The sequence below is a fragment of the Lysobacter capsici genome (assembly GCF_014779555.2).
In the GTDB taxonomy this organism is placed as follows: domain Bacteria; phylum Pseudomonadota; class Gammaproteobacteria; order Xanthomonadales; family Xanthomonadaceae; genus Lysobacter; species Lysobacter capsici.
The window spans coordinates 3,498,920-3,525,331 of sequence record NZ_CP094357.1 but is presented as its reverse complement, the minus strand read 5'-3'; the positions used below and the strand labels follow the sequence as shown (position 1 = coordinate 3,525,331).

Sequence of the window (26,412 nt, the reverse complement as noted above, 5' to 3'; positions counted from 1 at the left end):
GGCGAGGTTGGCCGAACATTTCGCCCGACACGGCGTTTTGTGGCCGTTTCGACTCCCTCTCCCGCTTGCGGGAGAGGGTAGGGGTGAGGGCGGCTCAGGCGTACACAGCACTCAAGGCAGATACTCCACCCGCAACTTCGCGCTCGCGCCGCGATCGATCCACAGATAACTCGTAGCCCCCGGCAACTGTTCGAAGCGCAGCCGCAACTGCGTGCGCCCGCCGCGATTGATCGCGCCCAGCCCCGCCGCATTGAACACGCTGCTGCTCTGGGTCCCGCCGGTAAAACGCGCCAGTTCGGCGACCGTGGACGCATCCACCGCGGCCGCATAATCGCCGGCCTCGATCGCGCAGCCGCCCAGGCAACCGTTGCGCACGTCGATCAACAGGCGATTGCCGGCCGGTTGGCTCCACGGATCGCCGTTGGCGCTGCGGTAGGCGACGCTGAGCGAGGCCGACACGATCGTCGCGCCGTCGGGCAGGGCCGAGGTGTCGAACGACAGCACGCTGCGGTTGAACTTGCCGTCGGTGCCGCGGCCGAGCGCGAGCCCCAGGCTGGCTTCCAGGGTGCCGACCGCGGGCGCGCCGCCATCGGCGTTGGCCTTGACGTAGCCGTCGTTGGCGTCTTCGTTGTCGAAGCTCAGCACCTGCGGCGGGCCGCTGGTGCCGCCGCTGACGGTGACGTGCACCGCCGCCGAGGTCGCGGTGTTGCCGGCGATGTCCTCGGCGCGCGCCTGCAGGGTATGCGCGCCGTTGCTGGCGCTCGCGCTGTTCCAGCTGGCGGTGTACGGCGCTTGCGCGTCGCTGGCGATCAACGCGCCGTCGAGCAGAAAATCGACCCGTTCCACGCCCGCGTCGTCGCTCGCGTTCGCGCTGAGCGCGACCGTGCCGCTGACCGCCGCGCCGTCGACCGGCGCGGTCAGCGCGACCTGCGGCAGGCTCGAGTCGAGATCGTCCAGGCCCCAGAACCGGCCGATGTAATAGCTCGAACAAATATTGACGTCGAGCACGTACGCGCCGGCGCTGCCGCACTGGCTTTCGCCCGTGCCCGGATCGACCGGCGTGCCGTGGCCCATGCCGGTGATGGTGTAGGTTTCGACCCGCGCGCGGCCTTGCGCGTCGCGATAGACCTTGTGCGGATAACCGGCGACGCTGTCCTCGACATCGGCGACCTGATCGATGCCATGCACATTGGTCCATTGCTGCAGGCTTTCGGCCGCATTGGCCGGACGCACGACATAATCGGCGTCGCCGTGCCAGATCGATACGATCGGCCACGGCCCGGTATGCGTGCTCGCGGCGCGCACCTTGTCGCCCCATTGCGCCGGGGTGAGGTCGCTGCCGGGCGACATGCAGCTGAACGCCGCGCTGGAACTGGTCGCGCAGCGATACGGAATGCCGGCCACGATCGCGCCGCCGGCGAACACTTCCGGATAGGTCGCCAGCATCACCGCGGTCATCGCGCCGCCGGAGGACAGGCCGGTGACGTAGACGCGATCGGCGGCGCTGCCGTGATCGGCGCGCATCTTGTCGATCATCTGCTTGATCGACAGCGCTTCGCCTTGGCCGCGGGTGGTGTCGCCGGTTTCGAACCAGTTGAAGCAGGCGCTGGAATTGTTGGCGCTCTGCTGCTGCGGCAGGACCACGGCGAAATGCCAGCGCTGCGCCAGAAGTTCCCAGCCACTCTCCGCGTCGTAACTAGCCGCGCTCTGCGAACAGCCGTGCATCGCGACCACCAGCGGCGCATCGGCCGGAAGCTCAGGCGGCACGTACTTGAACATGCGCAGATTGCCGGGATTGCTGCCGAAGCCGGTGACTTCGGTCGAGGCCTGCGCCGCGCCGACGCCGCATAGCGCGAGCGTCACTGCGATCAGCGACGGATACAGCGATACGGCACGAACCCTGCTCAGGCGAATGGACATGCGATCGACTCCCCAGGCCGGCAGCGATTCCGGCGTGGCCGCAGTGGGCCACCGCGCGGCAGCGCGCGCCATCGTCCGATGGGGCACATTGCGCCGCAGCAATCGCCTGCGCGCAGCGCGGCGTGGGCTTGAGCGATGCGGCCGCGCTGCGTAGGCTGGCGGTCCCGTCGTAGCCCAGGGCCTCGTTGAATGCACTATCTGCCCGACGATGCGTTCTGGGTCACGTCCGGGCTGCCGTTTCGTGTCCTGGGCCGGCCCGAATTCCTGGCCGACATGGATCTTGCCGGACAACAGCATGCGCAGGAACTGGCCGAATATCCGCAACGCCAGTACGACGCGTTGGAACAGCACTACCTGAGCCTGCGCGGCATGGCCGCGCTGGACCTGTGCCTGCTGCACGATCTGTTGTTCGAACTCATGCCGCAACAATTGCTGGCCGGTGCGTGGTTCGCGGCCTTGTCGCCGCACCCGCTGTACGAGCCGTTGCTGCGTGAGGCGCAGGCGCGGGTGCTGAACGACGAGCGTTATCAGCGCGGTCAGGCGCGGTTGCTCGCGCTGGCCCTTTCCGCTTACGAGGAATCGGACGATGTCGGCGATGCGGGTTCGGCCGCGTCGTGCATGCAACGCATCCGCGAAGCGCTCGCCCCGCTACCCAAGCCAATGGTGCTGCTGCGGCTCATGCCGACGCCGGAGCAGTTGCAGCAGCTTCAAGAGGACCGCCAACGGGTCGGCCAGATCTACCGTCGACACGGCGCGCAAGCAGCACGCGATGCGATACCGGGAACGGTGATTGGTTTTTTCAACCTGAGCCATGCCGCTTGGCGACGCCTTGGCTATCCCAGCATGGAGCGGTATCTGCAAGGCGTTCGCGCGACGCCATGAGCATCGCCGGTCGATCGATCAGAAACTCGATAGCCCGCTCGCCTCGCTGAACCGATACCACAGCTTGCGCCACTGCGATTCGTCGGCGTAGCGCGGGTAGTCCAGGCGGCACGTACTTGAACATGCGCAGATTGCCGGGATTGCTGCCGAAGCCGGTGACTTCGGTCGACGCGTGCGCGGCGCCGACACCGCACAGCGCCAGGGTCAATGCGATCACGGCGTGATACCAGGATGCGGGACGGGTCCTGCTCAGGCGAACGGACATGCGGTCGACTCCCCAGGCCGGCAGCGATTCCGGCGTGGCCGCAGTGGGCCACCGCGCGCAGGTCGGCGCCATCGTCCGATGGGGCACATTGCGCTGCAGCAAGCCGATGCGCGAATCGGTTGAATCGCGGATCGGCGGGCCCTAGTCTGGGGCGGCCTTCGATCGCAACGGACCTTGATGTATGCATTATCTGGCGCAGGACGCGTTATGGACGGTCCGTGGATTGCCTTATCACGAGCTGGGCACGGCCCAGTTTCTGGACTCGATGGTGCGCAAGGGGCAGGAGCATGCCGAGCGACTGAGCGAGTATCCGCAAGCGCAGTACGACGAGCTGGAAATCTACTATGTGAGTCTGCGCGGCATCGCCGCACTCGATATCTGGCTGCTGCACGATCTGTTGTTCGAGCACGGCTATTGCGCGCGGACCCAAGCGGCATGGCTCGCGGCGCTGGCTCCGCATCCACTGTATCGACAGCCTTTGTCGGAAGCGAGCGCGCTGACCGAGCACCGCCGGTCGGCGATCGAGCTGGCCCTGGCGGTAGCCGATCTGGGCGATGGCGAGATCGGGAATACCGAATCGCTGATCGCGCTGGCGCGGATTCGCTCCGCGCTGGACCCTTTGCCCCGGCCGCAATTGCCACTCAGGCTCGCTCCTTCGCCGCAGCAAGTACAGCGGCTGAAAGAGGAGCAGCAGCGCATCGGCGAGCTGTATCGTCGCGGTGGCGCGCAGGCCGCGCGCGACAGCCTGCCGGGCACGATGACGGCTTACTTCCAGATGAGTTATCCCGACTGGCATCGGCAGGGCCGGCCGAGTCTGGAAACCTACTTGGCCTCGAGCCAGACGCGGCAGCCATGACGACTGGCGGAATCGCGGACGATTATTCGGCGCTGCGTGCCATGGTCGTGCAATTTCTGGCCGGCAATACCAGTAGAGATCTGCGTTATCCGCTTGAGGGCGAACTTCTGCGTTTGTTCGGCGAGGACCACGACACCCCGGCTTCGCGCATGTTGGATCGCCTGGCGCAATACACGCCAGGCAATCTGCCTTATTTGTATCGCGACGAAGAAATGGTGGAGCACTTCCAGCGGTTTCTCGGCTGGCTGGACAGGCACATCGCCGAGCAGGCGGCAGTGATCGGACCCGCCGTTGCCGAGGACTAGAAACTCGACAACCCACTGGCCTCGCTGAACCGATACCACAGCTTGCGCCACTGCGATTCGTCGGCGTAGCGTGGGTAGTCGGCGCTGATGCCGCGGCCGGCGCCGTTGCTCCAGCTTTGTTCGAAATACTCGGCGGCCTGACGCGCGACCGGCGCGTCGGATTCGGCGACCACGCGCGCGCTGCTTTCCAGGTTGTAATCGTCCAGATTGCGGCGGGTGTAGTTGGCCGAGCCGGCGATCAGTTCGATGCCGCCGTCGCGATCGCTGCGCAGCAGCAGCTTGGCGTGGCATTGCTCGCCGTGGGTGTCGCACCAGCGCAGCGGCACGCCGGCCGCGTGCAGTTCCGAGGCGACCTGGCGATTGGGCACGCCGTTCTTCTTGCGTCCGAACGCGTCCTCGTTCGGATCGAGCAGCACGCGCACGCCGACCCCGCGCTTGTGCGCGGCGATGACCGCATCGATCAGGCGGCGATGGGAGAAATAGAACACCGCGATATCGATCCGGTCGCCGCCGTGGGCGCCGTCGATCGCCGCCTGCAGGCCGTCGCGGATCCTGGCTTCGGTCAGTATCTGCACGCGCGGCGCCGAGGTGGTGTCGACGATGCTGTCGGGCGGCACCGAGGTCGGCAGGCCTTGCGGCCACGACCCGCCCGACAGCGCGACCACCGCGCGTTCGCTCGCGAGCAGGTCGAGCGCGGCCGCGCCGCTGAAGCGCAGCGCGACGTTGCCGTGCAGGCTGCTGGCGTCGTGCGGATTGGCCGAGGCGACCAGCGCGGTCCAGGTGTCGCCCTGGTCGACCACCAAGGTCTTGCGATGATTGGCGTTGAGATTGAGCAGGCTCAGCCAGCTGCGCAGGGTGACCTTGCCCGGACCGAGCGGATTGGCGATCCAGCCGTCGCGGTCGTTGTTGCCGGCCCAGCCGCAGCACAGATGCCACAGCCCCGACCAGGCCGGATTGGGCGCGCGCAGGCGGCGCAGGTCGGTGGTCACCACCTCGACCCCGGCCGCGCGCAAGGCGTCCAGTCGCGGCGACGGCAGGCCGCCGTACACGGTGTTGATGGGGTCGGTAATCAGCACGGCATGCAACCGCGGCACGGCGCGTTTGCGCGCGATCAACGCGTCGGTGAGTTGCTGGCTCAGCTTGCGGTATTCGACCTCGCCGCCCTGGCTGCCGAAGTCGTTGAACAGGAATTGATCGGCGACGATCACTCGTTGGGCCTGGCCGATCAGGCGCAGGGTTTCGTCGAATACGTGCTGATCGCTGTGGCGTTGATTGGCCGCGTCGACCCAGGTGATGTCGGTCAGCAGGGCCACGTCGGTCGCACTGCGCAGCGGGCCGGCCTGGCTGATCCCGGGCAGCAGCGGCTTATAGACCTGGTAGGCGCCCATCGCGATCCAGGCCACCAGCAGCAACGCGGTCGCGCGCTTGAGCCAGCGGCGCAGGCGGCGCGGCGGCGGGGAGTCGATGGCGGCAACGTCTTCTGACATGAGCGATACGGCGACGGATGGGGGACGGGCATTGTCGCAGCCGCGCGCCGCGCGCGCCTGTCCGGACTGAACCGAAGCGGCGTTTGCCGCGATAACCGCCACAAATCGGTCATGTCGCCCGCCTAGGCTGGCCGGATGGACATCCTGATGCTGTCTGACGTGTATTTTCCGCGGGTCAACGGGGTGTCGAGCTCGATCCGCACCTTCGCCCAGTCGCTGGCGCGCATGGGCCATTCGGTGACTCTGGTGGCGCCCGATTACGGGCCCGACAGCGGCCAGGAACAGCACGACAGCGGCGAGTTCGAGATCATCCGGCTGGGCTCGCGGGTGATCTTCTTCGATCCCGAGGATCGGCTGATCCGCGCGCCGGAGCTGCGCCGCATCCAGCCGCAACTGGCGCGGCGGCATTGGGACGTGATCCACATCCACACCCCGTTCCGCGCGCACGGCCTGGGGGTGCGCCTGGCCGCGCAGACCGGGCGGCCGACGGTGGAGACGTACCACACCTATTTCGAGGAATACATCGGTCACTACCTGCCGTGGGCGCCGGCGCCGCTGTTGCGGATGGCCGCGCGCAAACTCTCGCGGGTGCTGTGCCACGGCGTCGATCATCTGATCGTGCCGACCGCGCAGATGGTCGAGGTGCTCGATCGCTACGGCATCCGCACGCCGTCGACGGTGCTGCCGACCGGAATCGACCTGAGCGAGTTCGCGCGCGGCGACGGCGCGCGCTTTCGCGCCGAGCACGGCATCGCCGCCAATCGCCCGACCGTGGTCACGGTCAGCCGGCTCGCGGTCGAGAAGAACATCGCGTTCCTGTTGCAGGTGGCCAAGCGCCTGCTCGGCGAGTTTCCCGAGTTGATGTTCGTCATCGCCGGCGAAGGGCCGGACGCGGAGCGGCTCAAGCGCTTGGCGAAGGAACACGGCCTGGAACGCAACGTGCGTTTCTTCGGCAATCTCGACCGCCGCACCAGCCTGCTCGATGCCTACCGCGCCGGCGATGCGTTCGTATTCGCCTCGCCGACCGAAACCCAGGGGCTGGTGCTGATCGAGGCGATGGCGCTGGGCGTGCCGATCGTGTCGACCGCGGTGATGGGCACCGCGACGGTGTTGCGCGGCGCGCGCAGCGCGGTGGTCAGCGAGGACAACGTCGAGGCCTTCGCCGGCCACCTCGCCACGGTGCTGCGTTCGCCGCAACTGCGCGCGCAGTTGTCCGCGGCCGGGCCGGTGGATGCGCGGGCCTGGAGCACCGAGGGCTTGATGGAGCAGGTGGTGGCGCTGTATCAGCGGCTGGCGCAGGCGAAGTCGTTGCCGCGGCCGGTGTCGGCGGACGAACCCGAGATTGCGGGCTGACTGAGCGGGCGAGGCGAGGGCGAAAAGTCCCGCATACCGAGGGCGCAGCGGCCGTTGGCGGGATCGCCTTTGGCCGAGTCGTTCTTGCGCGCGGCGGGCGTGGCCGCTTCGATCGTGGCGGGGGACGCCTTTCCGACGCGGCGAACGCGGAGCCGCCCATGCCTGCGCGGAGCAGCAAGCAGCGAATTACTTTCGTTGGCTTTTAGCTCTAGCTTTGGCATGAGCTTCAGCTCGAGCCAGAAGTCGCGCAGTTCATCCAGCGCTGCGAAGCATCGAACTCGCGTTAGCAAAAGCACACCCGAAGGGCGGCGTGCAGGATGCACGCCGTGCGCCACCGGGACATGGATGTCCCGCGTGGCGCATGCCTGCGTCTGCTCCGCACTTGCGGGCCTTTGATTCAAAGAAAAGCGTTTTTCTTTGGTTACCTTTCTTTTGTCGCTTTTGACAAAAGAAAGTAACTCGGCCGCTTGCGGACGAAAGCTGTTGATCTTGCCTTTGGCTTCAAAAGTTCTAGAGCTTCAAAGCTTCGAAGCCTTTAAAGCTGCAAGCAGGATCAAAAGCGTTCCGCCGCTGAAGCGGCGGGTCACTTTCTTTTGTCTAAAGCAACAAAAGAAAGGTAACCAAAGAAAAATGCTTTTTTGTGAATCAAGTGCCCGCAAGTGCGGAGCAGACGCGGGCATGCGCCACACGGGACATCCTGTCCCGGTGGCGCACGGCGCACATCCATGTGCGCCGCCCTTCGGGTGTGCTTTTTCTAACGCGAGTCAGTGGCCTCGCAGCGCTGGATGAACTGCGAGACTTCAAGCCCAAGCAAAAGCGACATGCCTACCTGTAGGAGCGGCGTCCTGCTGGACTTCCTTGGAGCACAAGCCGCGACCGCGGAATACAACTTCATCAACCTCAAGACCCGCGACCCATCTCAAGCCGCATCGACCCGCACCCGCGTCGCCAGCACCAACCCGAGCAACGCCAGCGCGAAAGCGATCGCGAAGCCGCACAGATAGGCCAGCGTGTGCGAACGGCCCAGCAACGCGGCGAACAGCGAACCGCCGACCGCCAACGCGGTCGCGGTGTAGATCGCATCGCCCAGGTGCAGCGCCGAGGAGTTCACGCCCTGTTGCTCGGGCGGCGACAGTTCCAGCATCAGCACCGACAAGGTCGGATAGATCAGGCCCATGCCGAGCCCGGACAGCACCCAGCCGGCGACGCCGAGCGCGAGCGGGGTGTGCGGCCAGATCAAGGCGGCGATCGCGATCACGCCGAGCGCGAGCATCGCCATACCGGCCTGCAGGAACCGCTGCGGCGCGCCCGTATCGCTGCTGCGGCCGCGATACCACGAACCGGTCGACCAGCCGATCGCGCCGAGGGTGAGCACCAGCCCGGCCCAGGTCGGCGACAGCCCGCGTTCCTGCGACAACAGCAGCGGGATGTAGGCTTCGCTGAGAAAGAACCCGCCCGCGGCGATGCCGCGCAGCGAGACCACGGCCGGCAGGCCGCGCGCCGCGCGCAGCGCGCCGACCGGCAGCAGCCGCGAGGCGGCCCAGCCGAGCAGCGCGATCGCCGGCGCCAGCCACGCAAGCGCGGGCCAGCCGCGTTGCTGGCCGCCGTAATGCAGCGCGAGCAGGCTGGCGGTGGTCAGCAGCGCCCACAGCAGCCGGGTGCGTTGCTGGCCGGCGCTGTGCGTCGCTTCGCGAGGCGCAGACGGGCCGAGCCCGCGCAGCGACGGCAGCACCAGCCAGGCCGCGACCAAGGCCACCACCGGTACCGACAGGAACACCCAGCGCCAGCCGAGGTGTTCGACGATCGCGCCGCTGATCGCCGGGCCGACCACCGCCGGCACCGCCCAGGCCGCGGCGAACGCGACGAATACCTTGACCCGCAGCGCGACCGGATAGACCCGGCCGACCACCACGTACAGCGCGACCGAGATCAATCCGCCGCCGAAGCCCTGGACCACGCGGCCGGCGATCAGCGCGAGCATCGACGGCGCCAGCCCGGCGAGAATCAAGCCCAGCGCGAACCAGGCGATGCCGTGGCGCAGCGGCGCGGCCGGACCGCGCGCATCGGCCCAGCGCCCGGCGGCGACCATGCCGACCACGCTGGCGGCGAGGGTGCCGCCGAACGCGAGCGCGTACAGCGGCAAGCCGTCGAGCGCGCGCGCGACGGTCGGCATCGCGGTGGTCACGGCCAGTGCTTCGAACGCGACCAGCGCGACCAGGGCCACGGCGCCGAGGCTCAGGCCGCGATAGCGCGGCGCGAACAGGCTGTCAGCGGTGTCGGCCGTGTTGGCCTCGGTGTTCGAGAGCTCGCGATCGTTTGCGTTTTCGGCGGAGTGTTTGATGGAGCGGTTTTCCTGCAAGGATGGATTGGTGGCCGCGGACTCTTGCGCGCATAACTCCTGCGCGAAATCGTGACTGGACGGAGCACCCGCCCCGACGCGGCTGGATTCGGACGCGCGCATGTCCGCATCGCCGGCCGGCGTCGGACGGTCCGCCATCATGAGCCGGGTGGTTTCCATGCCGACGGCCTCAGCCGTTGCCGCCCGATCGGGCAAATACGGCTGTCGTCGCCAGACGCTCGACCGCGGAAGACGCTCCAGACCCGATGCGACCGCTCCGCCTAGCCAGCAGTTGTTCGTCGGACATCGGGGCTGGAGCGCCTTCCGCGGTCGAGCGCGATACGGCGATGATCACCATGTTCATGCGCAGAACCTCAGCGTCAACGGCGCGTACACCATCAGCACGACCTTGCCGCGCCCCGGCCCGCGCTCGACCGCGCGATGCGCTTCGGCGGCGCGGGTCAACGGAAACATCTCGCGCACATGCACCAGCAGGCCATGGCGTTCGTGCATCGCGACCAGTTCGGCCAGGCGCGCGCGGCTGCGTCGGCTGCGTACGGTCCGCAGGCCGAGGCGATGCGCGCGCGGCGAATCGCACAGGGTCGCGATGCGGGCCGGATCGCCGCACAGCGCGAGCCAGTCGTCGAAGCGATCGACGCCGAGCGCATCGAACACCGCATCCACGCCGTCGGGCGCCAGCACCCGCGCCTGCGCGATGCCGCGGTGGTCGTCGTCGATCGGTTGCGCGCCGAGCGCGCGCAGGTAGTCGTGATCGCCCGCCGCGGCGCTGCCGATCACCCGCAGGCCCCAGGCGCGCGCCAACTGCACCGCGACGCTGCCGATGCCGCTGGCCGCGCCATGGATCAGCACGCGCTCGCCGCGTCGCAGGCGCAGATCGCACAGCGCCGCGTGCGCGGTCTGGCCGGTCGAGGGCAACGCGCCGGCCACCGCCCAACTCATTGTGACCGGTTTGTGCACGACCTGTTCGGCGGGCACGGTCAGGACCTCGGCGTAACTCATCGCCACCGCCCAGCCCATCACTTCGTCGCCGGGCGCGAACGCATCGACTCCGGCGCCGACCTGATCGACGACACCGGCGAATTCGTTGCCCAGGCGGCGCGGAAACGCCGGTCGGCCGTCTTCGCCCGATTCGCTGTCGCGGCCCAGACCGCTGCGCGCGGCGATGTCGCTGGGCCGCACCCCGGCCGCGCGCACCCGCACCCTGATCTCGCCGGGACCGGCCTGCGGCATCGGCAATTCGATCGCATGCAGCACTTCGGGCGCGCCGTAACGATCGAAGACCACCGCCTTGACGCGGGCGGCGTGCGCGGAAGCATCGGGTGGACGTGGATCGGCGTGCGGGGTGGCCATGGCTTGACGTCGAAAGAGGTCGAAGCGCACGATAAAACCTCAACATTGGTTAAGGTCAACCCCCCGGGCGGATGCGCATGAACATGGAACTCACCGTCGGCCAGGTGGCCGAACGCTCCGGCGTGGCGGTATCGGCCCTGCATTTCTACGAGGCCAAGGGCCTGATCCACAGCCTGCGCACCGCCGGCAACCAGCGCCGCTACAGCCGCGACACCTTGCGCCGGATCGCGGTCATCCGCGTCGCCCAGCGCGTGGGCATGCCGCTGGCGACGATTCGCGAAGCGCTCGACACCTTGCCCGGATCGCGCGCGCCCACGCGCGCGGACTGGGTGCGCCTGTCGGCGGCGTGGAAGGACGAACTCGAACAACGCATCGCCAACCTGAGCCTGATGCGCGACACCCTGGACCAGTGCATCGGTTGCGGTTGTCTGTCGATCGATCGTTGCCGCCTGGCCAATCCGGACGACACCTGGGGCGAGCAGGGCTCGGGCGCGCAGCGTTGGGCGGCGGCGTTGCAGCAGGCCAAGCCGCGGCGTGGGGGTAAGCGCGCGGAATAGACACCTCGCGTGCTGCTTTGATCCGAGTGCTCGCGAAAAGCGGGTGCTGCCCGTTGCGCGCCTGGATAACGCGTCGCTATCGCCGTCGCGATCGAGTCGCGTGGCGTACCATGAGCGCTTCCCTCCGCACGACGAAATCGCCATGACCCTTTCGATGTACTCCGCCAGCGTACCGGTGCTCAAGCAGTTGCTCGGCAGCCTCGCCGAGATCCTCGCCAAGACCGAAGCCCACGCCGGCGAACACAAGATCGACCCCGACGCCTACCTGCAGGCGCGTCTGTTCCCCGACATGTTCCCGCTGCTGCGCCAGGTCCAGATCGCCTGCGACTTCGCCAAGGGCATCAGCGCGCGTCTGGCCGACGTCGAAGTGCCGGTGTACGACGACAGCGAGCGCAGCTTCGCCGAACTGCAGGCGCTGATCGCCAAGACCCTCGACTTCGTCGGCAGCCTGGAACCGGCGCTGTTCGAAGGCGCGCAGGACCGCGAGATCGTGCTGCGCCCGGGCACCCCGAAGGAACGCCGTTTCGGCGGCGCCGATTACCTCGTCCATTACGGCCTGCCGCAGTTCTTCTTCCACGTCACCACCACCTACGCGATCTTGCGCGGCAACGGCGTCAACATCGGCAAGCGAGATTACATGGGCAAGTACTGAGGCGACAGGTACTGAGTTGAAGCCACCGCGGCGCCGTTTCGGCGCCGCGGTCGCGATCGGCGGAGAGGAATCGTCTGCCGCGTACGCCGCGGGCAGCTGAAACGCTCGCTTGCTTGAGCAATCGATTCGATTTCCGGCGTCGCCTCACTGCGCATGGCCTGCCGGCCCAGGTTTCCTGACGGGTCGGCGCGGTTTTTCGCGCCGTCAAGCCCCGCGTTCGGCGAGCGCATCCGAGCGCTTGAACGCATCATTGGCCGCGCAGTTTCAGACCCGCACGCGGGCCTCGATCCGGGCATGCGGCGAACCGCGTTTATTCTCGCCGGGTCGCCGCCACCGATCCGGTCGACACCACGCGATTCGCGCCAGCGCGACAGCGCATCGCATTGCATGAATTTCGCGAACAACGCTTGCTTGTTCGCCGTCGCCGCGTGGTGTTTTCACTGTCGATCCGCGCGCGCTTTTCGCCGCTGATCGATCGCGTCGACGACGACGCTGTGACGCCCATCGAAAAGCCGTCACGAAGGCGATTTTCGCGCTCGCGCGGCGGCCCAATCTCGGTCTGTGCGACACCCGGATGGGATCATGTTTTCCCGGTGGCGACAGGACGTCGCACCGGGTCCGGAACCCGGCAGAGCCCGCCCCTCAAGAACCCGCCGAGCAACAGTTCGGCAATCGCGAGCTCGCTCGCATCGCGCAAGCGATGCGGCGCAAGGACGCGCGATCCGGAACATCCCCCATCGTTGCAACCCAGAAGGAGTTGGCATGCCGTACAAGAGTATCCAGGGGCCCCTCGTACTGAGTCTGGCGCTGATCGCGTCCGCCGTCGGTGCGTCCGGTGCCCCGAACGTGAGCCAGACTCGCAGTCCGGCTTCGCAGCCGCTGCGATCTTCGATCCAGGAGATTTCGCCGCACCACCAGGCGCGCTTGCGTTTCGAACAGGCGGTCGCGCCCGAGCGCGGGCGTCAGGCGCTGGCGCGGTCGATCCAGAACGACATCCAGGGCCTGCGCCGTTACGAGCCGCTCGCCGCGGCCGATCTGGTCACCCACAGCCTGGACGGCGCCGCGTCGACCGTCGCCTTGCGCGGCTCGATCGGCAACGGCGCGGCCATGCATTACAGCCTGGCGCAGGCGCCGCGGCACGGCGAAGTGCGGATTCGGGACGGTCGTGCGACCTACATCCCCGATCCGGGCTTCGAAGGCGTCGACACCTACACCTATCGCGTGCAGTCCGGTCAGGACAGCGCCGAAGCGGTGGTGGCGGTGACCGCGATCCGCGACCGCGTGCTGCCGGCGACCGCGGCCGCCGTTTTGTAACCCGCCCGACGCGGCTCGTGCCGCAGGTTTCACCGTCGCCGCACGGATCGCGGCGACGCTACCGGTACCCCTCGGAAAGGGGTAGGGGACGGCCGCGCACAGGCGCGCGCCGATACGCAGTACCCGGATCGGACCGCGCGCATGGCGCGGCCGGTCCGCCGGCCATCTCGTCGTGGTGATGGCCTGGCCGATCGGGCCGGCGCGACGTGCGCCGTCCGGGACGGGATTGCGCGATCCCCGGTGTCGACCGGTTCGCGGCGTTCGCCGGCGTTTCGCCAGGCGGGCGCCGCGGCCGGCACGGACCGCCATGCGGGTCAGGTGACGCCTCATGGCGCCACGCAAGGTTTGGACGCCTTTCATCTCCGTCAGTGATGAAAGCCGAAGCGGGCAGGGAAGCCCGCGCTGTTGGCGGCTCCGGCCGTTGTCCCGCCGCAACTGGGCTTGCGGCGGGGCGGCCGGAGCCGGCGATGGTGTGCGGTGTTGGTTGCCGCGGTTTGCGCATTGCCGGGCGATCACAGTGGGACGGCCGCGTCGTCCCGGTCCCGGACAGATCGAACCGATCGCCTCGCCGCCGGTCGTGGCCCCGTTCGGGCCGGATGGAACGTCCATCCGCCACGCATTCGTGCAAAAAACCTGTCATGGGGCTTGCATCGCAGGCCGCGCGCGACGACGATGCGTCCTCGGCTTGGGGAGGCCCCGCGATGGAACTGTTGACGCTCGATCACTTCAGCTCGCACGTAAACGAGACCTACTCGGCCGTGCTCAACGACGGCGAAGTACCGTTCGTGCTGGTCGAAGCGCGCGCGCTGAGCACGCAGCCGCAGCAGGCGGTGCGGGCGCCGTTCTCGCTGCTGTTCCGCAATGCCTCGGCGTTCCTGTTTCCGCAGCAGACCTATGTCATGCGGCATGCGTCGATCGGCGAGGTCGGTATTTTCCTGGTTCCGGTCGCGCGCGAGCGCGAGGGGTTTTTGTATCAGGCGATTTTCAACTGATCGATTTGCGTCGAGCGGCGCGCGCGGCGACTCGTTGCTTGCTCGTCATTCATGCGAAGGCGTGCGTTGCTTTACTTCGGCGGAGCCGAGTCTCCAGAGACTTCACAGTCATGCCTGGGTGAAGTCCTGGATTCCCGCCTTCGCGGGAATGACGGGCAAAAAATCGCGGCAGCTGCGCGCATGCATCCCCGGCCGCCCATCGAAATGCGATCACGGCTGACGATGCGGCGCTCGCGCCGGATCAAGCCCGATTCGATTAAACCCGACTCAATCGAGCCCGACTCAATCGAGCCGGGTTCAACCAAGTCAGCCCGAATCAAGCCGGCTCAATCAAACCGGCTCAATCGAGCCAGTTCGAATCAACCGAACTCCGGCCGCCAGCGCATCAGCGCATGCGTCGGCATCGCCTCGACCACGCCGAAGCCCAGCCGGCGATACAGGCGCAGCGCATCCTGATTGCCGTGCTCGACATGCAGGCGCATGCCGCAGCGCGCGGCCTGCGCCTGCTGCTGCGCCCATCCGATCAGCGCGGTGCCGATGCCTTGCCCGCGCGCGCCGTCGCCCAGGCTGATGTCGACCAGCAGATGATCGGGCGGATTGGTCTGCAGATAGAAGCGTCCGACCGGCTGGCCGTCGCGTTCGATGATGAGGAAGTCGACGCCCTGATAGTGGCGCGTGTAGTGGATGTGCTGCAGCGCGAACTGCTGGTCGAGAAAGGCATGCAGCGCCGGCTCGGGCCAGCCCATCGGCGCGAATTCGACGCCGCGCAATTGCCGATAGAGCAGACGCAGCCAGGCGATGTCCTGGCTATGCGCCGCGCGCAGGCCGATCCCGCGTCGCCATAGCGACGCGGGAAGGTCGAACGTGCCGCCGCGCTCCTCGGGGAACGACAGCGGCGCGGTGGTCGGGTTTGCGTGCAAGGTTTATGGGAACGAGGGGAAGATGCCTTCCAGCGCGATGCAGAAGTTCATCGCGAGATAGGGCTGACGATTTTCGTGCGGCTGGTTGTTGCCGGTGGGCAGGACCAGGGTCGGCGAGAATTGCGCGTTGGCGGCGGTGCCGGCTACGAACGCGTTCGCGTTGGGCGAGCCCAGCGCGTTGCCGGCGCTGGGGGAAGCGGCTTTCTTGGTGGCGACCTGTTGGTTGGAGATGTTCACGCCGTGGGTGTGGCTCGGCATTTCCTGGGTGGTCAGGGTGACCGAGTTGGAGCCGAAAGTCTCGCCCATGGAGCGCTGAGTCAGACCAGGCGGGGGAGGTGTGGTGGGTAGCGTGGCACTGTCGACCGCGCGGTTGGCGAAGTTCGGCAACTGGAACGTGCTCTGGCCGTTGCCGCCGTACTGAGTGCCCAGCAGGGCGAACAAGGCGGTGTTCTGCTGGATCGTCAGCGTTGCGCCGTTGCAGGCGGCCCAGCCGCGTGGAGCGAAGTTGAAGCCGAAAATCTGGATCTGGCCGATGAAAGGTTCGGTCATGACGATGTCCTCTTGAATCTGCCATGCGCTCGCGCGACGCGGCGCAGGGCGTGGCGAATGGGATCAGTTCTGCTGGGGGAAGATGCCGGCCCAGGCAATGCAGAACAGCGCCGTCAATGTCGGCATGAGGTTGTTGTGCGGTTGGCTGCCGCCGCTGGTCGTCAACGCGGCCAGATTCATCGGCACAAACGTGGAATCGGTGGTGTCGGTGACGTACATGGTGTCGCCGTTGAGCGCGCCGAGCTCGACGCCGGCGCCAATCTGGGTCGCGTCGGCGAGTTCGGTCGTCGCCAGCAGGGTGTGGCCATGCGCCGGCATCTGTTGCTGGGTGAGGGTGACGCTCTCCGTGCCGGACGCCTGGCCGATCACGTAGTTGCTCAGGCCGGGTCCGGTGCCCTGGTGAATCGGTACCCGGCTGCGCAGATCGGGTACGGCGAAGGTGCTGATGCCGTCGCCGCCGTAGGTCGTGCCGATCAGCGTGAACAGGACTTGGTATTCGGCGATGGACTGCAACGAGCCATCGCAGGCGAACCAGCCGTTGGGAACGCGGCCGAAGCCGAACAGTCGGATTTCGCCGACAAAGGGCTCACTCATAGTAGTTACTCCGGAACCTTGAATTCTGAAAGGTGTGGCCGCCTCGCGCGACCTTCTGTCTGTTGCCCGCCCGGCGCTCAGTTGCGCGACGGGTAGATGCCTTGCAAGGCGATGCAGAAGTTGATCGCGCAATACGGCTGCAGGTTCGGATGCGGCGTGGTGCTGCCGGTCTGACCGATGGTCGCCGGCGACAACGCCACCTGGGCCTTCCCGGTGTTCGCATAGATCGCGGTCGAGGTGGTTCCGTAGAAATTGCTGGTCGGGTTGCGTGCGTTGGTGGCGGTGGTGACGCCGCACAGGTTGTGGTTGTGGGCCGGCAGCTGCGGTGTCAGCAGGGTGACGTTTTCGACGCCGCCGGTTTCGCCGTACTGATACGGCGACGGATTCCAGCTTCCGTCGGCCGACGCGCCGGCCCCCACCGGCGTACGGCTTTGCATGTTCGGCAATGCGAAGTTCGTCGTGCCGTTGCCGCCGTACATGGTGCCCAGCAACGAAAACAGCGCTTGGTTCTGCGCGATCGGCATGAGTTGGCCGTTGCACGGGGCAAAGCCCTTGGGCGTGAAACCGAACCCGACGGTAATGATCTGTCCCAGGAATACTTCTGTCATCTCTTCCCCCAGAGGATGTTTCCGGGCGCCGTGCGCGCTTCCGGATGAAATACCGTGCCTCCGCCGCACGCCCCGTCCGCGCACGGCGGGAACGGGCCGGTCCGACCGGGCCAGGCATGGCGCGTGAGCGCCATGATCTTGCTTAACGCAGATCGGCGGCGAAGGCGGCCGGTTTTCCTGCCGAACTGCGTATCAGGTCATGGAAAGGGGCATGCCAGGGGCACGCGGCATGCAGACCAGGACCAGATCGATCATTGGGTACACGGTGGCGGAGCCGGGCACGACGCCCGGGGCCGCCCCGTCAGGGGATGACCAACATGCAACAGCAGTCAGCGCGCCATGCGGGCGGTTCTTTCGTCTCGCGCCTGCACACCGTACTTCGCTCCGGCTTGTTCGCGCTATGCGGACTGATAGCCCTATGGGCCGGGTCGGCCGCGGCGGGACCCTCGGCGTTCTGCCCTGTGCTCACCATGTCGGTCGCCAACGGCGGCAACCAGACGATCGACGTGAGTACCTGCGACGGACCGGCCAACTTCGGCCTGGCCGTGGCTACGTACCCGACCCCGCACGGCTCCGCCGCCGTCCAGACGGTCGCCCAGAGCGTGCAGACGCTCACCTATACCCATAACGGCGACAGCGCGCTCAGCGACACGTTCATCGTGCCCGACGGCAACGGCGGCGACATCACGGTCAACGTGACGATCGCGCCGGGCGTCAGCCCGCTCACGGTCAGTCCGGCGACGATCAATCCCGCCCTGGGCGTGGCTTACAGCCAGACCATGACCACCACCGGGGGCGTCGGGCCCTATACCTATGTCCGGACCAGCGGCGCCCTGCCGAACGGTCTGAACTTCAGCAACGGCACCTTCAGCGGCACGGTGCGGCAGCGTGGCAATTTCCCGATCGCGATCACCGTGACCGATTCGACCACGCCGACCGCGATCAGCGTGGTGAAGTCGTACCAGATCACCATCCCGAACAATCAGCCGGTCATCGGCCCGGACCCGTTGCCGGCGATGACCCGCAACTATCCGTATTCGGCCCAGCTCACCAGCACCGGCGGCAATGCGCCGTATACCTACACGATCAACAGCGGGGCGCTGCCGCCTGGCTTGAGCCTGAGCGCCGGCGGCGCGATCACCGGCACGCCGACCACCACGGGCAACTACAGCTTCACCGTCAAGTCGGTCGACGACAGCGATCTGGGCCCGGGCGTTCCCGCGATCGCCTTCGGTATCAAGACGTATAACGTCACCGTCGCGCTCGAACCCACCATCGTCGTCAACCCGGCCACCATCCCCGGCGCCACCGTCGGCGTCGCCTACAGCCAGACCTTCACCGGCGGCGGCGGCACCGCGCCGTACACCTTCGCCATCACCGCCGGCGCGCTGCCGGCCGGCCTGAGCCTCAACACCACCAGCGGCGCCCTGATCGGCACCCCGACCGCGGCCGGCACCTTCAACTTCACCGTCCGCGCCACCGACGCCAACAGCTTCTTCGGCACCCGCGCCTACAGCCTGGTGGTGGCGCCGCCGGTCACGCTGATCGCGCCGACCACCTTGCCCAACGGCACGGTCGCGGCCGCTTACAGCCAGGCGATCACCGCCAGCGGCGGCATCGCGCCGTACACCTATGCGATCACCGCGGGCGCCTTGCCGGCCGGTCTGACCCTGAGCAGCGCCGGCGCCCTGAGCGGGACGCCGACCGCCGGCGGCACCTTCAACTTCACCGTCACCGCGACCGGCAGCAGCACCGGTACCGGCGCGCCGCACACCGGTGCGCGCGCCTATGCGCTGGTGATCGCGCCGCCGACCGTGCTGCTGCCGGCGACCAGCTTCGCTCCCGCCACCGTCGCGGTCGCGTACAGCGCCAATCTCAACCCCGCCAGCGGCGGCACCGCGCCGTACACCTACGCCCTCAGCGCGGGCGCCTTGCCGCCCGGCATGAGCCTGAGCAGCACGGGCACGCTGTCGGGCACGCCGACCGCCCCGGGCACCTTCAACTTCGCCGTGACCGCGACCGACAGCAGCACCGGCAGCGGCGCGTACAGTTCGGCCCCGCGCGGCTACACCTTGCAGGTCGTCAACATCCCGCCGGTCGCCAATCCGGTCTCGGCCACGGTCGCTTACAACAGCGCCGCCAATCCGATCACCTTGAACATCACCGGCGGCATTCCGACCTCGGTGGCGATCGGCACGGCGGCCGCGCATGGCACCGCGACGGCGACCGGCGCCACCATCACCTACACCCCGACCGCCGGTTACGCCGGTCCCGACAGCTTCACCTACACCGCGACCAACAGCGCCGGTACCTCGGCGCCGGCCACGGTCACGATCACGGTGACCGCGCCGACGATCACGGTGTCCGCGTCCGGCCCGCTGACCGCGCAGATCGGCGTCGCCTACACCCAGACCTTCACCTGGACCGGCGGCACCTCGCCGTTCAGCGGCTTCGCGGTCACCGGCTTGCCGGCGGGCCTGTCGATCACCGGTACCACCGCCAACAGCGCGACCGTCAGCGGCACGCCGAGCGCGGCCGGCAGCTTCGCCCTCAATGCCAGCGCCACCGACAGCAGCACCGGCAACGGCCCGTTCACGGTCGGGCAGGCGTTCACCCTGACGGTCAGCGCGCCGACCCTGACCCTGACGCCCGCGGCCGGCACGCTCAACGCGAGCTACGGCGCCGCCTACAGCCAGACCTTCGTCGCCGGCGGCGGCACCGCGCCCTACAACTACAGCGTGTCGGCGGGTGCATTGCCGGCCGGCCTGAGCCTGGACGCGAACACCGGCGTGCTCTCGGGCACGCCGTCCGTGACTGGCTTGTTCACCTTCTCGGTGCGGGCGCGCGACAGTTCCACCGGTACGGGCGCTCCGTTCGCACGTACCCAGAACTACGTCATGCAGGTGGCCGCGCCGACCATCGTGATCGCACCGCCCACCTTGCCGGGTGCGCAGGTCGCGACCGCCTACAGCCAGACCTTGAGCGCCAGCGGCGGTATCGGCGCGTACACCTTCGCGGTCACCGCCGGCGCCTTGCCGCCCGGCGTGAGCCTGAGCAGCGCCGGCACCGTTGCCGGCACGCCGACCGCGGGCGGCACCTTCAACTTCACCGTGACCGCGAGCGACGCCAATGTGCAAAGCGGTTCGCGTGCTTACTCCCTGACCGTCAGCGCTGCGACGATCGTGGTCAGCCCGGCGACCCTGCCGGGCGGCGGCGTGGCCCAGGCCTACAGCCAGACCGTGACCGCGTCGGGCGGCACCGCGGGCTATACCTTCGCGATCACCGCCGGCGCCTTGCCGGCCGGCCTCAGCCTGGCCAGCAACGGCACCGTCAGCGGCACGCCGAGCGCGGGCGGCACCTTCAACTTCACCATCACCGCGACCGACAGCAGCACCGGCAGCGGCCCGTACACCGGTTCGCGCGCCTACAGCGTGACCATCGCGGCCTCGACGGTGATCCTGCCGCCGACCACCCTGGCCGCGGCGACGGTGACCAACCCGTATAGCGCCACCGTCAACGCCGCCACCGGCGGCACCGCGCCGTACACCTACGCGGTCAGCGCCGGCAGCTTGCCGCCGGGCCTCAGCGTCAGCAGCGCCGGTGTGATCTCGGGCACGCCGACCGCGCCGGGCAGCTACAGCTTCAGCCTGCGCGCGACCGACAGCAGCACCGGCACCGGCCCGTACACCTCGGCGCCGCAGACTTATGCGCTGCAGGTCAACGACATCGTCCCGGTCGCCAATCCGGTCTCGGCCACGGTCGCCTTCAACAGCACCGCCAATCCGATCACCTTGAACATCACCGCCGGCATTCCGGCCTCGGTGGCGGTCGCCGCCGCGCCCGCGCACGGCACCGCGACGGCCAGCGGCACCACGATCACCTACACGCCGACCGCCGGTTACGCCGGTCCCGACAGCTTCACCTACACCGCGACCAACGTGGCCGGCACCTCGGCTCCGGCGACGGTCACGATCACGGTCGGCAACCCGACCATCACCGTGACCGCCTCAGGTCCGTTGACCGCGCAGGTCGGCGCCGCCTACACCCAGACCTTCACCTGGGCCGGCGGCACCTCGCCGTACACCGGCTTCAACGTGGCCGGCCTGCCGGGCGGCCTGAGCGTCACCGGCACCACCGCCGACAGCGTCACCGTCAGCGGCACGCCGACCGCGGCCGGCAGCTTCAGCCTCAACGCCAGCGCGACCGACAGCAGCACCGGCAATGGCCCGTTCACCCAGGGCCAGATCTTCACCCTGACGGTGGGCGCGCCGACCCTGGCGATGACTCCGGCGCCGGGCAACCTGCCGATGAACTACGGCGTCGCCTCGACCATCAACTTCGCCGCCAGCGGCGGCTCGGCGCCGTACAGCTTCAGCCTGGCCGCCGGTTCGTTGCCGGTGGGCGTGAGCTTCAGTTCGGCCGGCGTGCTCAGCGGCACGCCGACGGTTCCGGGCAACTACAACATCGCGGTGCGCGTGCTCGATTCGAGCACCGGCGCCGGCGCGCCGTTCGCCCTACAGCAGAACTACACCATCGTGGTCGCCACCCCGGCCATCGCGATCGATCCGCCGACCCTGCCCAACGGCACCGCCGCGGTCGCCTACAACGCCAGCCTCAGCAGCACCGGCGGCGTCGCGCCGTACAGCTACTCGCTGCTCAGCGGCGCGTTGCCGATCGGCATGAGCTTCAGCTCGGCCGGCGCGTTCTCCGGCATCCCGCGCTCGGACGGCAACTTCAGCGTGACCGTGCGGTCCACCGACAGCAACGGTCAGACCGCGTCGAAGGTCTACACCTTCACCATCGACCCGGCGATCATCACGATCGCGCCGGCGACGTTGCCGGGCGGCACGGTCGGCGTGGCCTACAACCAGAGCCTGAGCAGCAGCGGCGGCATCGCCCCGTACAGTTATTCGATCGTCTCGGGCAACCTGCCGATCGGTCTGAGCTTCAGCTCGGCCGGCGTGCTCAGCGGCACTCCGACCACCGCCGGCAGCTACACCGCCAACATCCGCTCGACCGACGACGCCGGCTACAACACCACCGCGCCGTACACGATCGTCATCGCCGACGCGGTGCCGGTCGCGGTCGACGACAGCGCGAGCACCTTGTCGAACGCGCCGGTGACGATCGATGTCACCGCCAACGACACCGGCATCATCACCTCGATCGCGCTCGGCACCGCGCCGGCCCACGGCACCGCCACGGTCAGCGGCACCGACGTGATCTACACGCCGGCCGCGAACTACTTCGGCAGCGACAGCTTCACCTACACCGCCAGCGGCCCCGGCGGCACCTCGGCGCCGGCCACGGTCACGATCACGGTCAACGCCTTGCCGGTTCCGCAGGGCCAGCCGCAGACCGCGACCACGCTGTCGACCCAGCCGGTCACCATCGACGCCGCCGCCGGCGCCACCGGCTCGCCGTTCACCGGCGTGACCTTGCTCAATCCGCCGAGCTCGGGCACCGCGGTGGTGCAGGGCACCCAGATCGTCTACACGCCCGCGGCCACCACCGTCGGCGCGATCGCGCTGACCTACACCTTGAACAACGCCTTCGGTCCGTCCGCGCCGATCACCTCGACCATCACCGTCAACGCGGTGCCGGTCGCGCAGTCGCGGCGGGTGCGCACGGTCGCCGGCGCGACCATCACCGTCGACCTGGTCGCCGGCGCCACCGGCGGTCCGTTCACCGGCGCGAACCTGGTCTCGCTGACCCCGGCATCGTCGGGCACGGCGGCGGTCAGCGGCTCGGGCGGCAGCTATCAGCTGACCTACACCCCGGTGATCGGCTACTCCGGCATCGCGGTCGCCAGCTTCACCCTCAACAACGCCTTCGCCACCTCGGCGGTGGCGACGATCGAAGTCGAAGTCATGCCGCGCAGCGATCCGTCCAAGGACGCCGAAGTGCTCGGCGTGCTGTCGGCGCAGACCTCGGCCACGCGTCGCTTCGCCACCACCCAGATCGGCAACTTCCAGCAGCGTCTGGAAGGCCTGCACGGCGGCGGCGAAGAGGGCGCGCGCTTCGACAACGGCCTGAGCTTCTCGATCGACCCGCGTTGCCGCGACGACGCGCCGCGCACCCCGGGCAACGACTGCCGTCAGCCGATGCTCGGCGACGAACGCGCCGCGATCGAGTCCAAGCCGCCGGTGCAGGGCACGGGCTCGCGTTACGGCCTGTGGACCGGCGGTACCTTGAACAGCGGTAACCGCGACGGCCGCAGCGGCGGCGCGAGCGGCATCGACTTCGAGACCACCGGCATCAGCGCCGGCGCCGACTACCGCCTGCGCGACGACTTCGCGTTGGGCGGCGGCATCGGCTACGGCCGCGACGACACCGAAGTCGGCCAGCACGGCAGCCGCAGCAAGGCCCACGGCTACAGCGCGGTGCTGTACGCCAGCTACCACCCGGGCAAGAGTTTCTATCTCGATGGTCTGCTGGGTTACCAATGGCTGTCGTTCGACTCGCGCCGCTTCGTCACCGACACCGGCGGCATGGTCACCGGCTCGCGCGACGGCAATCAGTGGTTCGTCTCGATCTCGGCCGGCGCCGACTACCAGCGCGACCGCCTGCGGATTTCCCCGTATGCCCGCCTGGACGTCGCCCGCGCGCGCCTGGACGGCTACACCGAACGCGGCGACGCGCAGTACGTGCTGAACTATCGCGACCAGGACATCGACACGACCACCACCAGCCTGGGCCTGCGCATGGACTACAGCTACCCGGTCCGCTGGGGCACGTTCGCGCCGCAGCTGCGCCTGGAATACCAGCACGACTTCCAGGACGACAGCTTCGCCACGATGAGCTATGCCGACATGGTCGGCGGCCCGTTCTACCGCGCCCGCATCGACGGCCTGGACCGCAACCGCTTCGTGTTCGGCCTCGGCGCGATCCTGCAGACCGAGCGCGACTGGGTCCTGCGTTTCGAATACCGCGGCCTGTTCGGCAGCGGCAACGACGACGACAACAGCTTCATGATCAATCTTGAGAAGAAGTACTGATCGAAGTGCCGGGCGCGGCTTTTGGGCCGCGCCCGGGTGGCGGGAATCGGGAATCGGGAGTAGGGAGTCGGGAGTAGGGAGTAGGGAGTAGGGAGTCGGGAGTCGGGAGTCGGGAGTTGGGAAGCGGGAGGGCAACGATGCATCTATTGTCCATTCGCGTTTTTTCGAGATCGACATCACCGCCGTGTAGGCGGAGATCCAAGACTTCATCGCGACCCAACTGCAATCGCTCGTTTCGCATCAGCAACAACGGCGTTCTTTATTTCGCCGCGTCTCTTTCAGGTCGTCCTTCCCGCGAACGCGGGCTGCGCCTTACTTCGGCGAAGCCGAACATCCTGTGACTTTCCGCGGTGTAGCCAGCTAGCTGCGACACCACCGCAACGGTGTATCCAGTTAGCTGCGGCACCACCGCAACCGCTGCTCTCGCCGCAACGGCAACGGTGCATCCATTTCCCACGCGATTCTCCAAAGACCGTCATCCCCGCGAAGGCGGGGATCCAGGGCTTCACCGCGGCATGGCTCTGAAGTCTCTGGATCCCCGCCTTCGCGGGGATGACGACTTGGGGGTTTCGTCGCGGCCAACAGCAAGCGACATCAACGACATCAAACCAAGAGAGTGACGGCGCCAACGAAACCAACGAAACCAAGCCGACGAAGCCTAGACAACGGCACCAGACCAACGACACCGAGACAACGACACCAAACCAACGGCATCGGCGACCACAGCGCCACGGAAGGACCAACACACACCACGGTTACGACAACCAGCACAAACCGCCAAACCCGCAAAAATGCCAAGATGCCCGCACCGACCCAAGCGTGCATGCCGCGATGTCCGACCCCGCCAGCGAATCCCAAGGCCGCCTGCCCGAGACAGCGCTAGCCTCGTTGCCGCTGTCCCTGTCGGCGGAACAACGCGCCGCGCTCGAAGCCGCCTACGCCACCCCGACGCGCGCTTACCACAACATCGGCCACGTCGCCGAAGTGCTGCGTCACTACACCGACGTCGCCGCTGGCCCGGGCTGGCGCCAGCCGCGCGAAGTCGCGCTGGCGGTGCTGTACCACGACGCGATCTACGACGCCGGCCGACGCGACAACGAAGCCCGCTCGGCGCTGCTGGCGCGCGAACACATCGCGCGCTGGCTGGCGGGCGAGGGCATCGACGCCGACCGCGTCGCCGAACTGATCGAACTGACCGCGCGCCACGGCGCGATCGCGCGCGACGACGTCGACGAAGAAACCCGTTTGTTCCTCGATGGCGACATGGCCATCCTCGGCGCCGAACCGTCCGCGTTCGACGCCTACGACCGCGGCATCGCCGCCGAATACCGCGGCCACGTGCCCGGTCCCTTGTTCCGGCTCAACCGCCGCCGCTTCCTCAAAGCGCTGCTCAAGCGCGAACGGATCTTTCTCAGCGACCACTACCACCAACGCTTCGACGCGGCCGCGCGCAACAACCTGCGCCGCGCGATCACCACCAAGCGCTGAGCCGCGCGCTTACAGACGCCAGACCACCAGCGCCTGGATCGCCGATTCGTCGGTGTTCGCATCGCCCAGCTTGTTGCGCCAATACTGATACTCCACGCCGACGAACACCTGGTTCGGCCAGCCCCACAGCCGTTCGCCCAGGTCGTAGCGGATCTGCGGCTGGGCCAGCACATGCGCCGGTACGCGCTGGCCGAATTCGTCGCGGCGCGCGGCGACGTACTCGATGTGGCCCTCGATGCTGAAGCCGGCCTTGCCGATCTTGAAGGCACGCGCGCCGTTGAGGTCGACCATCCAGCTGTCGCCTTCCTTCGGCGCGCCGCCGTGGCGCACGCCGCGGCTGTCGTCGAGGTAGGCGGTGATGTCCAGGTTGAGGAAGGCGAAGCCCGGCGCGTCCAGCGACAGGCGCAGGCCCGGCAGGTACTTGAGCACCTTGGCCTCTTCGGCGGCGTTGACCCCGGCCAGCAGGCCGATGTCCTTGACCGGGCCCCAGCCGGTCTTCGCGCCACGGATCTTGCCGAGGCTGAAGTGGCCGTAGTACTCGCCGTAGGCATCCAGGTCGCCGCGGCCGCGGCTGAAGTCGATGAAGCCGAAGTTGTCGCCGTACTTCCAGCCGTTGGCGTGCTGGAACGTCCACACGGTGGTCTGCGCGCTGGCGTTGTCGGAATAGGGAAGCTCGAGCCGGCCGCGCTGCCACTGCAGTTCGGTGCTCGACCAGTCCAGGGCCTGCGCGCAGGGAGCGATCAGGCCGAGAGCGGCCATCGACAACAGACGAAGCTGGGCCAGTCGCGACACGGCAGGCATCCGCGGTGCTTAAGGAACGGCCAGCTTCGGATTCGTTTTTTTATTTGTAAATACCTGATTCGTATCAAAAATACCGCGTGTGGAGCGAGTGCGTACGGCGGTCTTGCGATCGGTGCCGGAACGTCGCGCGGATGCACCGCGTTGGCGAAAAAATCGTCGTGC

General features: G+C 67.9%; 19 protein-coding genes. 10 read left to right on the top strand and 9 right to left on the bottom strand.

Annotated elements, in window-relative coordinates; translation table 11 throughout:
- Positions 1 to 111: 111 nt before the first annotated feature.
- On the bottom strand, positions 112 to 1,920 hold the full coding sequence (locus tag IEQ11_RS14170) for an extracellular catalytic domain type 1 short-chain-length polyhydroxyalkanoate depolymerase (RefSeq protein ID WP_191823813.1): 1,809 nt from the start codon (positions 1,918 to 1,920) through the stop codon (positions 112 to 114).
- 189 nt (positions 1,921 to 2,109) lie between these two features.
- Between IEQ11_RS14170 and IEQ11_RS14165 the strand changes: the two genes are divergently transcribed.
- From IEQ11_RS14165 to IEQ11_RS14155, 3 genes are all read left to right on the top strand, one after another.
- Complete coding sequence (locus tag IEQ11_RS14165; protein ID WP_191823814.1) at positions 2,110 to 2,802, top strand: hypothetical protein; 693 nt, start codon at positions 2,110 to 2,112, stop codon at positions 2,800 to 2,802.
- A gap of 446 nt (positions 2,803 to 3,248) precedes the next feature.
- Complete coding sequence (locus IEQ11_RS14160) at positions 3,249 to 3,923, top strand: hypothetical protein (RefSeq protein ID WP_191823815.1); 675 nt, start codon at positions 3,249 to 3,251, stop codon at positions 3,921 to 3,923.
- The gene (locus IEQ11_RS14155; RefSeq protein ID WP_191823816.1) at positions 3,920 to 4,228 is read left to right on the top strand and encodes a hypothetical protein; all 309 of its coding nucleotides are present in this window, start codon (positions 3,920 to 3,922) and stop codon (positions 4,226 to 4,228) included. Before IEQ11_RS14160 ends, IEQ11_RS14155 begins: the two co-directional genes overlap by 4 nt.
- Here IEQ11_RS14155 and IEQ11_RS14150 read toward each other — a convergent pair.
- The gene (locus tag IEQ11_RS14150) at positions 4,225 to 5,715 is read right to left on the bottom strand and encodes a phospholipase D-like domain-containing protein (RefSeq protein WP_191823817.1); all 1,491 of its coding nucleotides are present in this window, start codon (positions 5,713 to 5,715) and stop codon (positions 4,225 to 4,227) included. The two genes, IEQ11_RS14155 and IEQ11_RS14150, sit on opposite strands and share 4 nt — an antisense overlap.
- Before the next feature lie 135 nt (positions 5,716 to 5,850).
- On the opposite strand from IEQ11_RS14150, the gene IEQ11_RS14145 reads away from it, so the two are divergent.
- The gene (locus tag IEQ11_RS14145) at positions 5,851 to 7,068 is read left to right on the top strand and encodes a glycosyltransferase (protein ID WP_191823818.1); all 1,218 of its coding nucleotides are present in this window, start codon (positions 5,851 to 5,853) and stop codon (positions 7,066 to 7,068) included.
- 919 nt (positions 7,069 to 7,987) lie between these two features.
- Here IEQ11_RS14145 and IEQ11_RS14140 read toward each other — a convergent pair.
- Both IEQ11_RS14140 and IEQ11_RS14135 read right to left on the bottom strand, forming a co-directional pair.
- Positions 7,988 to 9,586: an MFS transporter gene (locus tag IEQ11_RS14140; protein WP_228464611.1), complete on the bottom strand. Its 1,599-nt coding sequence runs from the start codon at positions 9,584 to 9,586 to the stop codon at positions 7,988 to 7,990.
- A gap of 180 nt (positions 9,587 to 9,766) precedes the next feature.
- Positions 9,767 to 10,777, bottom strand: coding sequence for an NADP-dependent oxidoreductase (locus IEQ11_RS14135; protein WP_191821816.1), 1,011 nt, complete (start codon positions 10,775 to 10,777; stop codon positions 9,767 to 9,769).
- A gap of 77 nt (positions 10,778 to 10,854) precedes the next feature.
- On the opposite strand from IEQ11_RS14135, the gene soxR reads away from it, so the two are divergent.
- The 4 genes from soxR to IEQ11_RS14115 all read left to right on the top strand — a co-directional run bounded on the left by soxR (position 10,855) and on the right by IEQ11_RS14115 (position 14,292).
- Positions 10,855 to 11,334 (top strand): redox-sensitive transcriptional activator SoxR, encoded by a 480-nt coding sequence (soxR, locus tag IEQ11_RS14130; RefSeq protein WP_036108619.1) that lies wholly within the window; start codon positions 10,855 to 10,857, stop codon positions 11,332 to 11,334.
- 142 nt (positions 11,335 to 11,476) lie between these two features.
- Positions 11,477 to 11,986 carry a DUF1993 domain-containing protein gene (locus tag IEQ11_RS14125; RefSeq protein ID WP_036108666.1) on the top strand — a complete coding sequence of 170 codons (510 nt, stop codon included), beginning with the start codon at positions 11,477 to 11,479 and terminating at the stop codon, positions 11,984 to 11,986.
- Between the two features lie 762 nt (positions 11,987 to 12,748).
- Positions 12,749 to 13,300, top strand: coding sequence for an Ig-like domain-containing protein (locus tag IEQ11_RS14120; protein WP_191821817.1), 552 nt, complete (start codon positions 12,749 to 12,751; stop codon positions 13,298 to 13,300).
- Between the two features lie 701 nt (positions 13,301 to 14,001).
- Positions 14,002 to 14,292 (top strand): DUF6916 family protein, encoded by a 291-nt coding sequence (locus IEQ11_RS14115; protein ID WP_036108616.1) that lies wholly within the window; start codon positions 14,002 to 14,004, stop codon positions 14,290 to 14,292.
- 359 nt (positions 14,293 to 14,651) lie between these two features.
- Here IEQ11_RS14115 and IEQ11_RS14110 read toward each other — a convergent pair whose 3' ends face one another.
- The 4 genes from IEQ11_RS14110 to IEQ11_RS14095 all read right to left on the bottom strand — a co-directional run bounded on the left by IEQ11_RS14110 (position 14,652) and on the right by IEQ11_RS14095 (position 16,963).
- The gene (locus IEQ11_RS14110) at positions 14,652 to 15,212 is read right to left on the bottom strand and encodes a GNAT family N-acetyltransferase (protein ID WP_228464613.1); all 561 of its coding nucleotides are present in this window, start codon (positions 15,210 to 15,212) and stop codon (positions 14,652 to 14,654) included.
- Positions 15,213 to 15,215: 3 nt separating this feature from the next.
- The gene (locus tag IEQ11_RS14105) at positions 15,216 to 15,761 is read right to left on the bottom strand and encodes a phage tail protein (protein ID WP_057921864.1); all 546 of its coding nucleotides are present in this window, start codon (positions 15,759 to 15,761) and stop codon (positions 15,216 to 15,218) included.
- A gap of 63 nt (positions 15,762 to 15,824) precedes the next feature.
- A complete protein-coding gene (locus tag IEQ11_RS14100; RefSeq protein ID WP_046656836.1) occupies positions 15,825 to 16,355 on the bottom strand; it encodes a phage tail protein in 531 nt (176 codons plus the stop codon).
- A 77-nt stretch (positions 16,356 to 16,432) separates the two neighbouring features.
- Positions 16,433 to 16,963, bottom strand: coding sequence for a phage tail protein (locus tag IEQ11_RS14095; RefSeq protein ID WP_046656834.1), 531 nt, complete (start codon positions 16,961 to 16,963; stop codon positions 16,433 to 16,435).
- A gap of 470 nt (positions 16,964 to 17,433) precedes the next feature.
- Here IEQ11_RS14095 and IEQ11_RS14090 point away from each other — a divergent pair, with 470 nt between their 5' ends.
- Together IEQ11_RS14090 and IEQ11_RS14085 are read left to right on the top strand one after the other, a co-directional pair.
- Positions 17,434 to 23,961 (top strand): putative Ig domain-containing protein, encoded by a 6,528-nt coding sequence (locus IEQ11_RS14090; protein WP_191821818.1) that lies wholly within the window; start codon positions 17,434 to 17,436, stop codon positions 23,959 to 23,961.
- 831 nt (positions 23,962 to 24,792) lie between these two features.
- The gene (locus tag IEQ11_RS14085) at positions 24,793 to 25,449 is read left to right on the top strand and encodes an HD domain-containing protein (RefSeq protein WP_191821819.1); all 657 of its coding nucleotides are present in this window, start codon (positions 24,793 to 24,795) and stop codon (positions 25,447 to 25,449) included.
- A gap of 9 nt (positions 25,450 to 25,458) precedes the next feature.
- Here the strand turns inward: IEQ11_RS14085 and IEQ11_RS14080 are convergent, their stop codons facing one another.
- Positions 25,459 to 26,241: a hypothetical protein gene (locus IEQ11_RS14080; protein ID WP_228464615.1), complete on the bottom strand. Its 783-nt coding sequence runs from the start codon at positions 26,239 to 26,241 to the stop codon at positions 25,459 to 25,461.
- Between the last annotated feature and the right edge of the window lie 171 nt (positions 26,242 to 26,412).

Bases quoted from the DNA above. Each gene is read 5' to 3' on its own strand.
- IEQ11_RS14170 (WP_191823813.1), bottom strand. From the start codon at position 1,920: ATGTCCATTCGCCTGAGCAGGGTTCGTGCCGTATCGCTGTATCCGTCG.
- IEQ11_RS14150 (WP_191823817.1), bottom strand. From the start codon at position 5,715: ATGTCAGAAGACGTTGCCGCCATCGACTCCCCGCCGCCGCGCCGCCTG.
- IEQ11_RS14155 (WP_191823816.1), top strand. From the start codon at position 3,920: ATGACGACTGGCGGAATCGCGGACGATTATTCGGCGCTGCGTGCCATG.
- IEQ11_RS14090 (WP_191821818.1), top strand. From the start codon at position 17,434: ATGTCGGTCGCCAACGGCGGCAACCAGACGATCGACGTGAGTACCTGC.
- soxR (WP_036108619.1), top strand. From the start codon at position 10,855: ATGAACATGGAACTCACCGTCGGCCAGGTGGCCGAACGCTCCGGCGTG.
- IEQ11_RS14085 (WP_191821819.1), top strand. From the start codon at position 24,793: ATGTCCGACCCCGCCAGCGAATCCCAAGGCCGCCTGCCCGAGACAGCG.
- IEQ11_RS14105 (WP_057921864.1), bottom strand. From the start codon at position 15,761: ATGACCGAACCTTTCATCGGCCAGATCCAGATTTTCGGCTTCAACTTC.
- IEQ11_RS14120 (WP_191821817.1), top strand. From the start codon at position 12,749: ATGCCGTACAAGAGTATCCAGGGGCCCCTCGTACTGAGTCTGGCGCTG.
- IEQ11_RS14100 (WP_046656836.1), bottom strand. From the start codon at position 16,355: ATGAGTGAGCCCTTTGTCGGCGAAATCCGACTGTTCGGCTTCGGCCGC.
- IEQ11_RS14140 (WP_228464611.1), bottom strand. From the start codon at position 9,586: ATGGAAACCACCCGGCTCATGATGGCGGACCGTCCGACGCCGGCCGGC.
- IEQ11_RS14095 (WP_046656834.1), bottom strand. From the start codon at position 16,963: ATGACAGAAGTATTCCTGGGACAGATCATTACCGTCGGGTTCGGTTTC.
- IEQ11_RS14165 (WP_191823814.1), top strand. From the start codon at position 2,110: ATGCACTATCTGCCCGACGATGCGTTCTGGGTCACGTCCGGGCTGCCG.
- IEQ11_RS14160 (WP_191823815.1), top strand. From the start codon at position 3,249: ATGCATTATCTGGCGCAGGACGCGTTATGGACGGTCCGTGGATTGCCT.
- IEQ11_RS14145 (WP_191823818.1), top strand. From the start codon at position 5,851: ATGGACATCCTGATGCTGTCTGACGTGTATTTTCCGCGGGTCAACGGG.
- IEQ11_RS14115 (WP_036108616.1), top strand. From the start codon at position 14,002: ATGGAACTGTTGACGCTCGATCACTTCAGCTCGCACGTAAACGAGACC.
- IEQ11_RS14125 (WP_036108666.1), top strand. From the start codon at position 11,477: ATGACCCTTTCGATGTACTCCGCCAGCGTACCGGTGCTCAAGCAGTTG.
- IEQ11_RS14135 (WP_191821816.1), bottom strand. From the start codon at position 10,777: ATGGCCACCCCGCACGCCGATCCACGTCCACCCGATGCTTCCGCGCAC.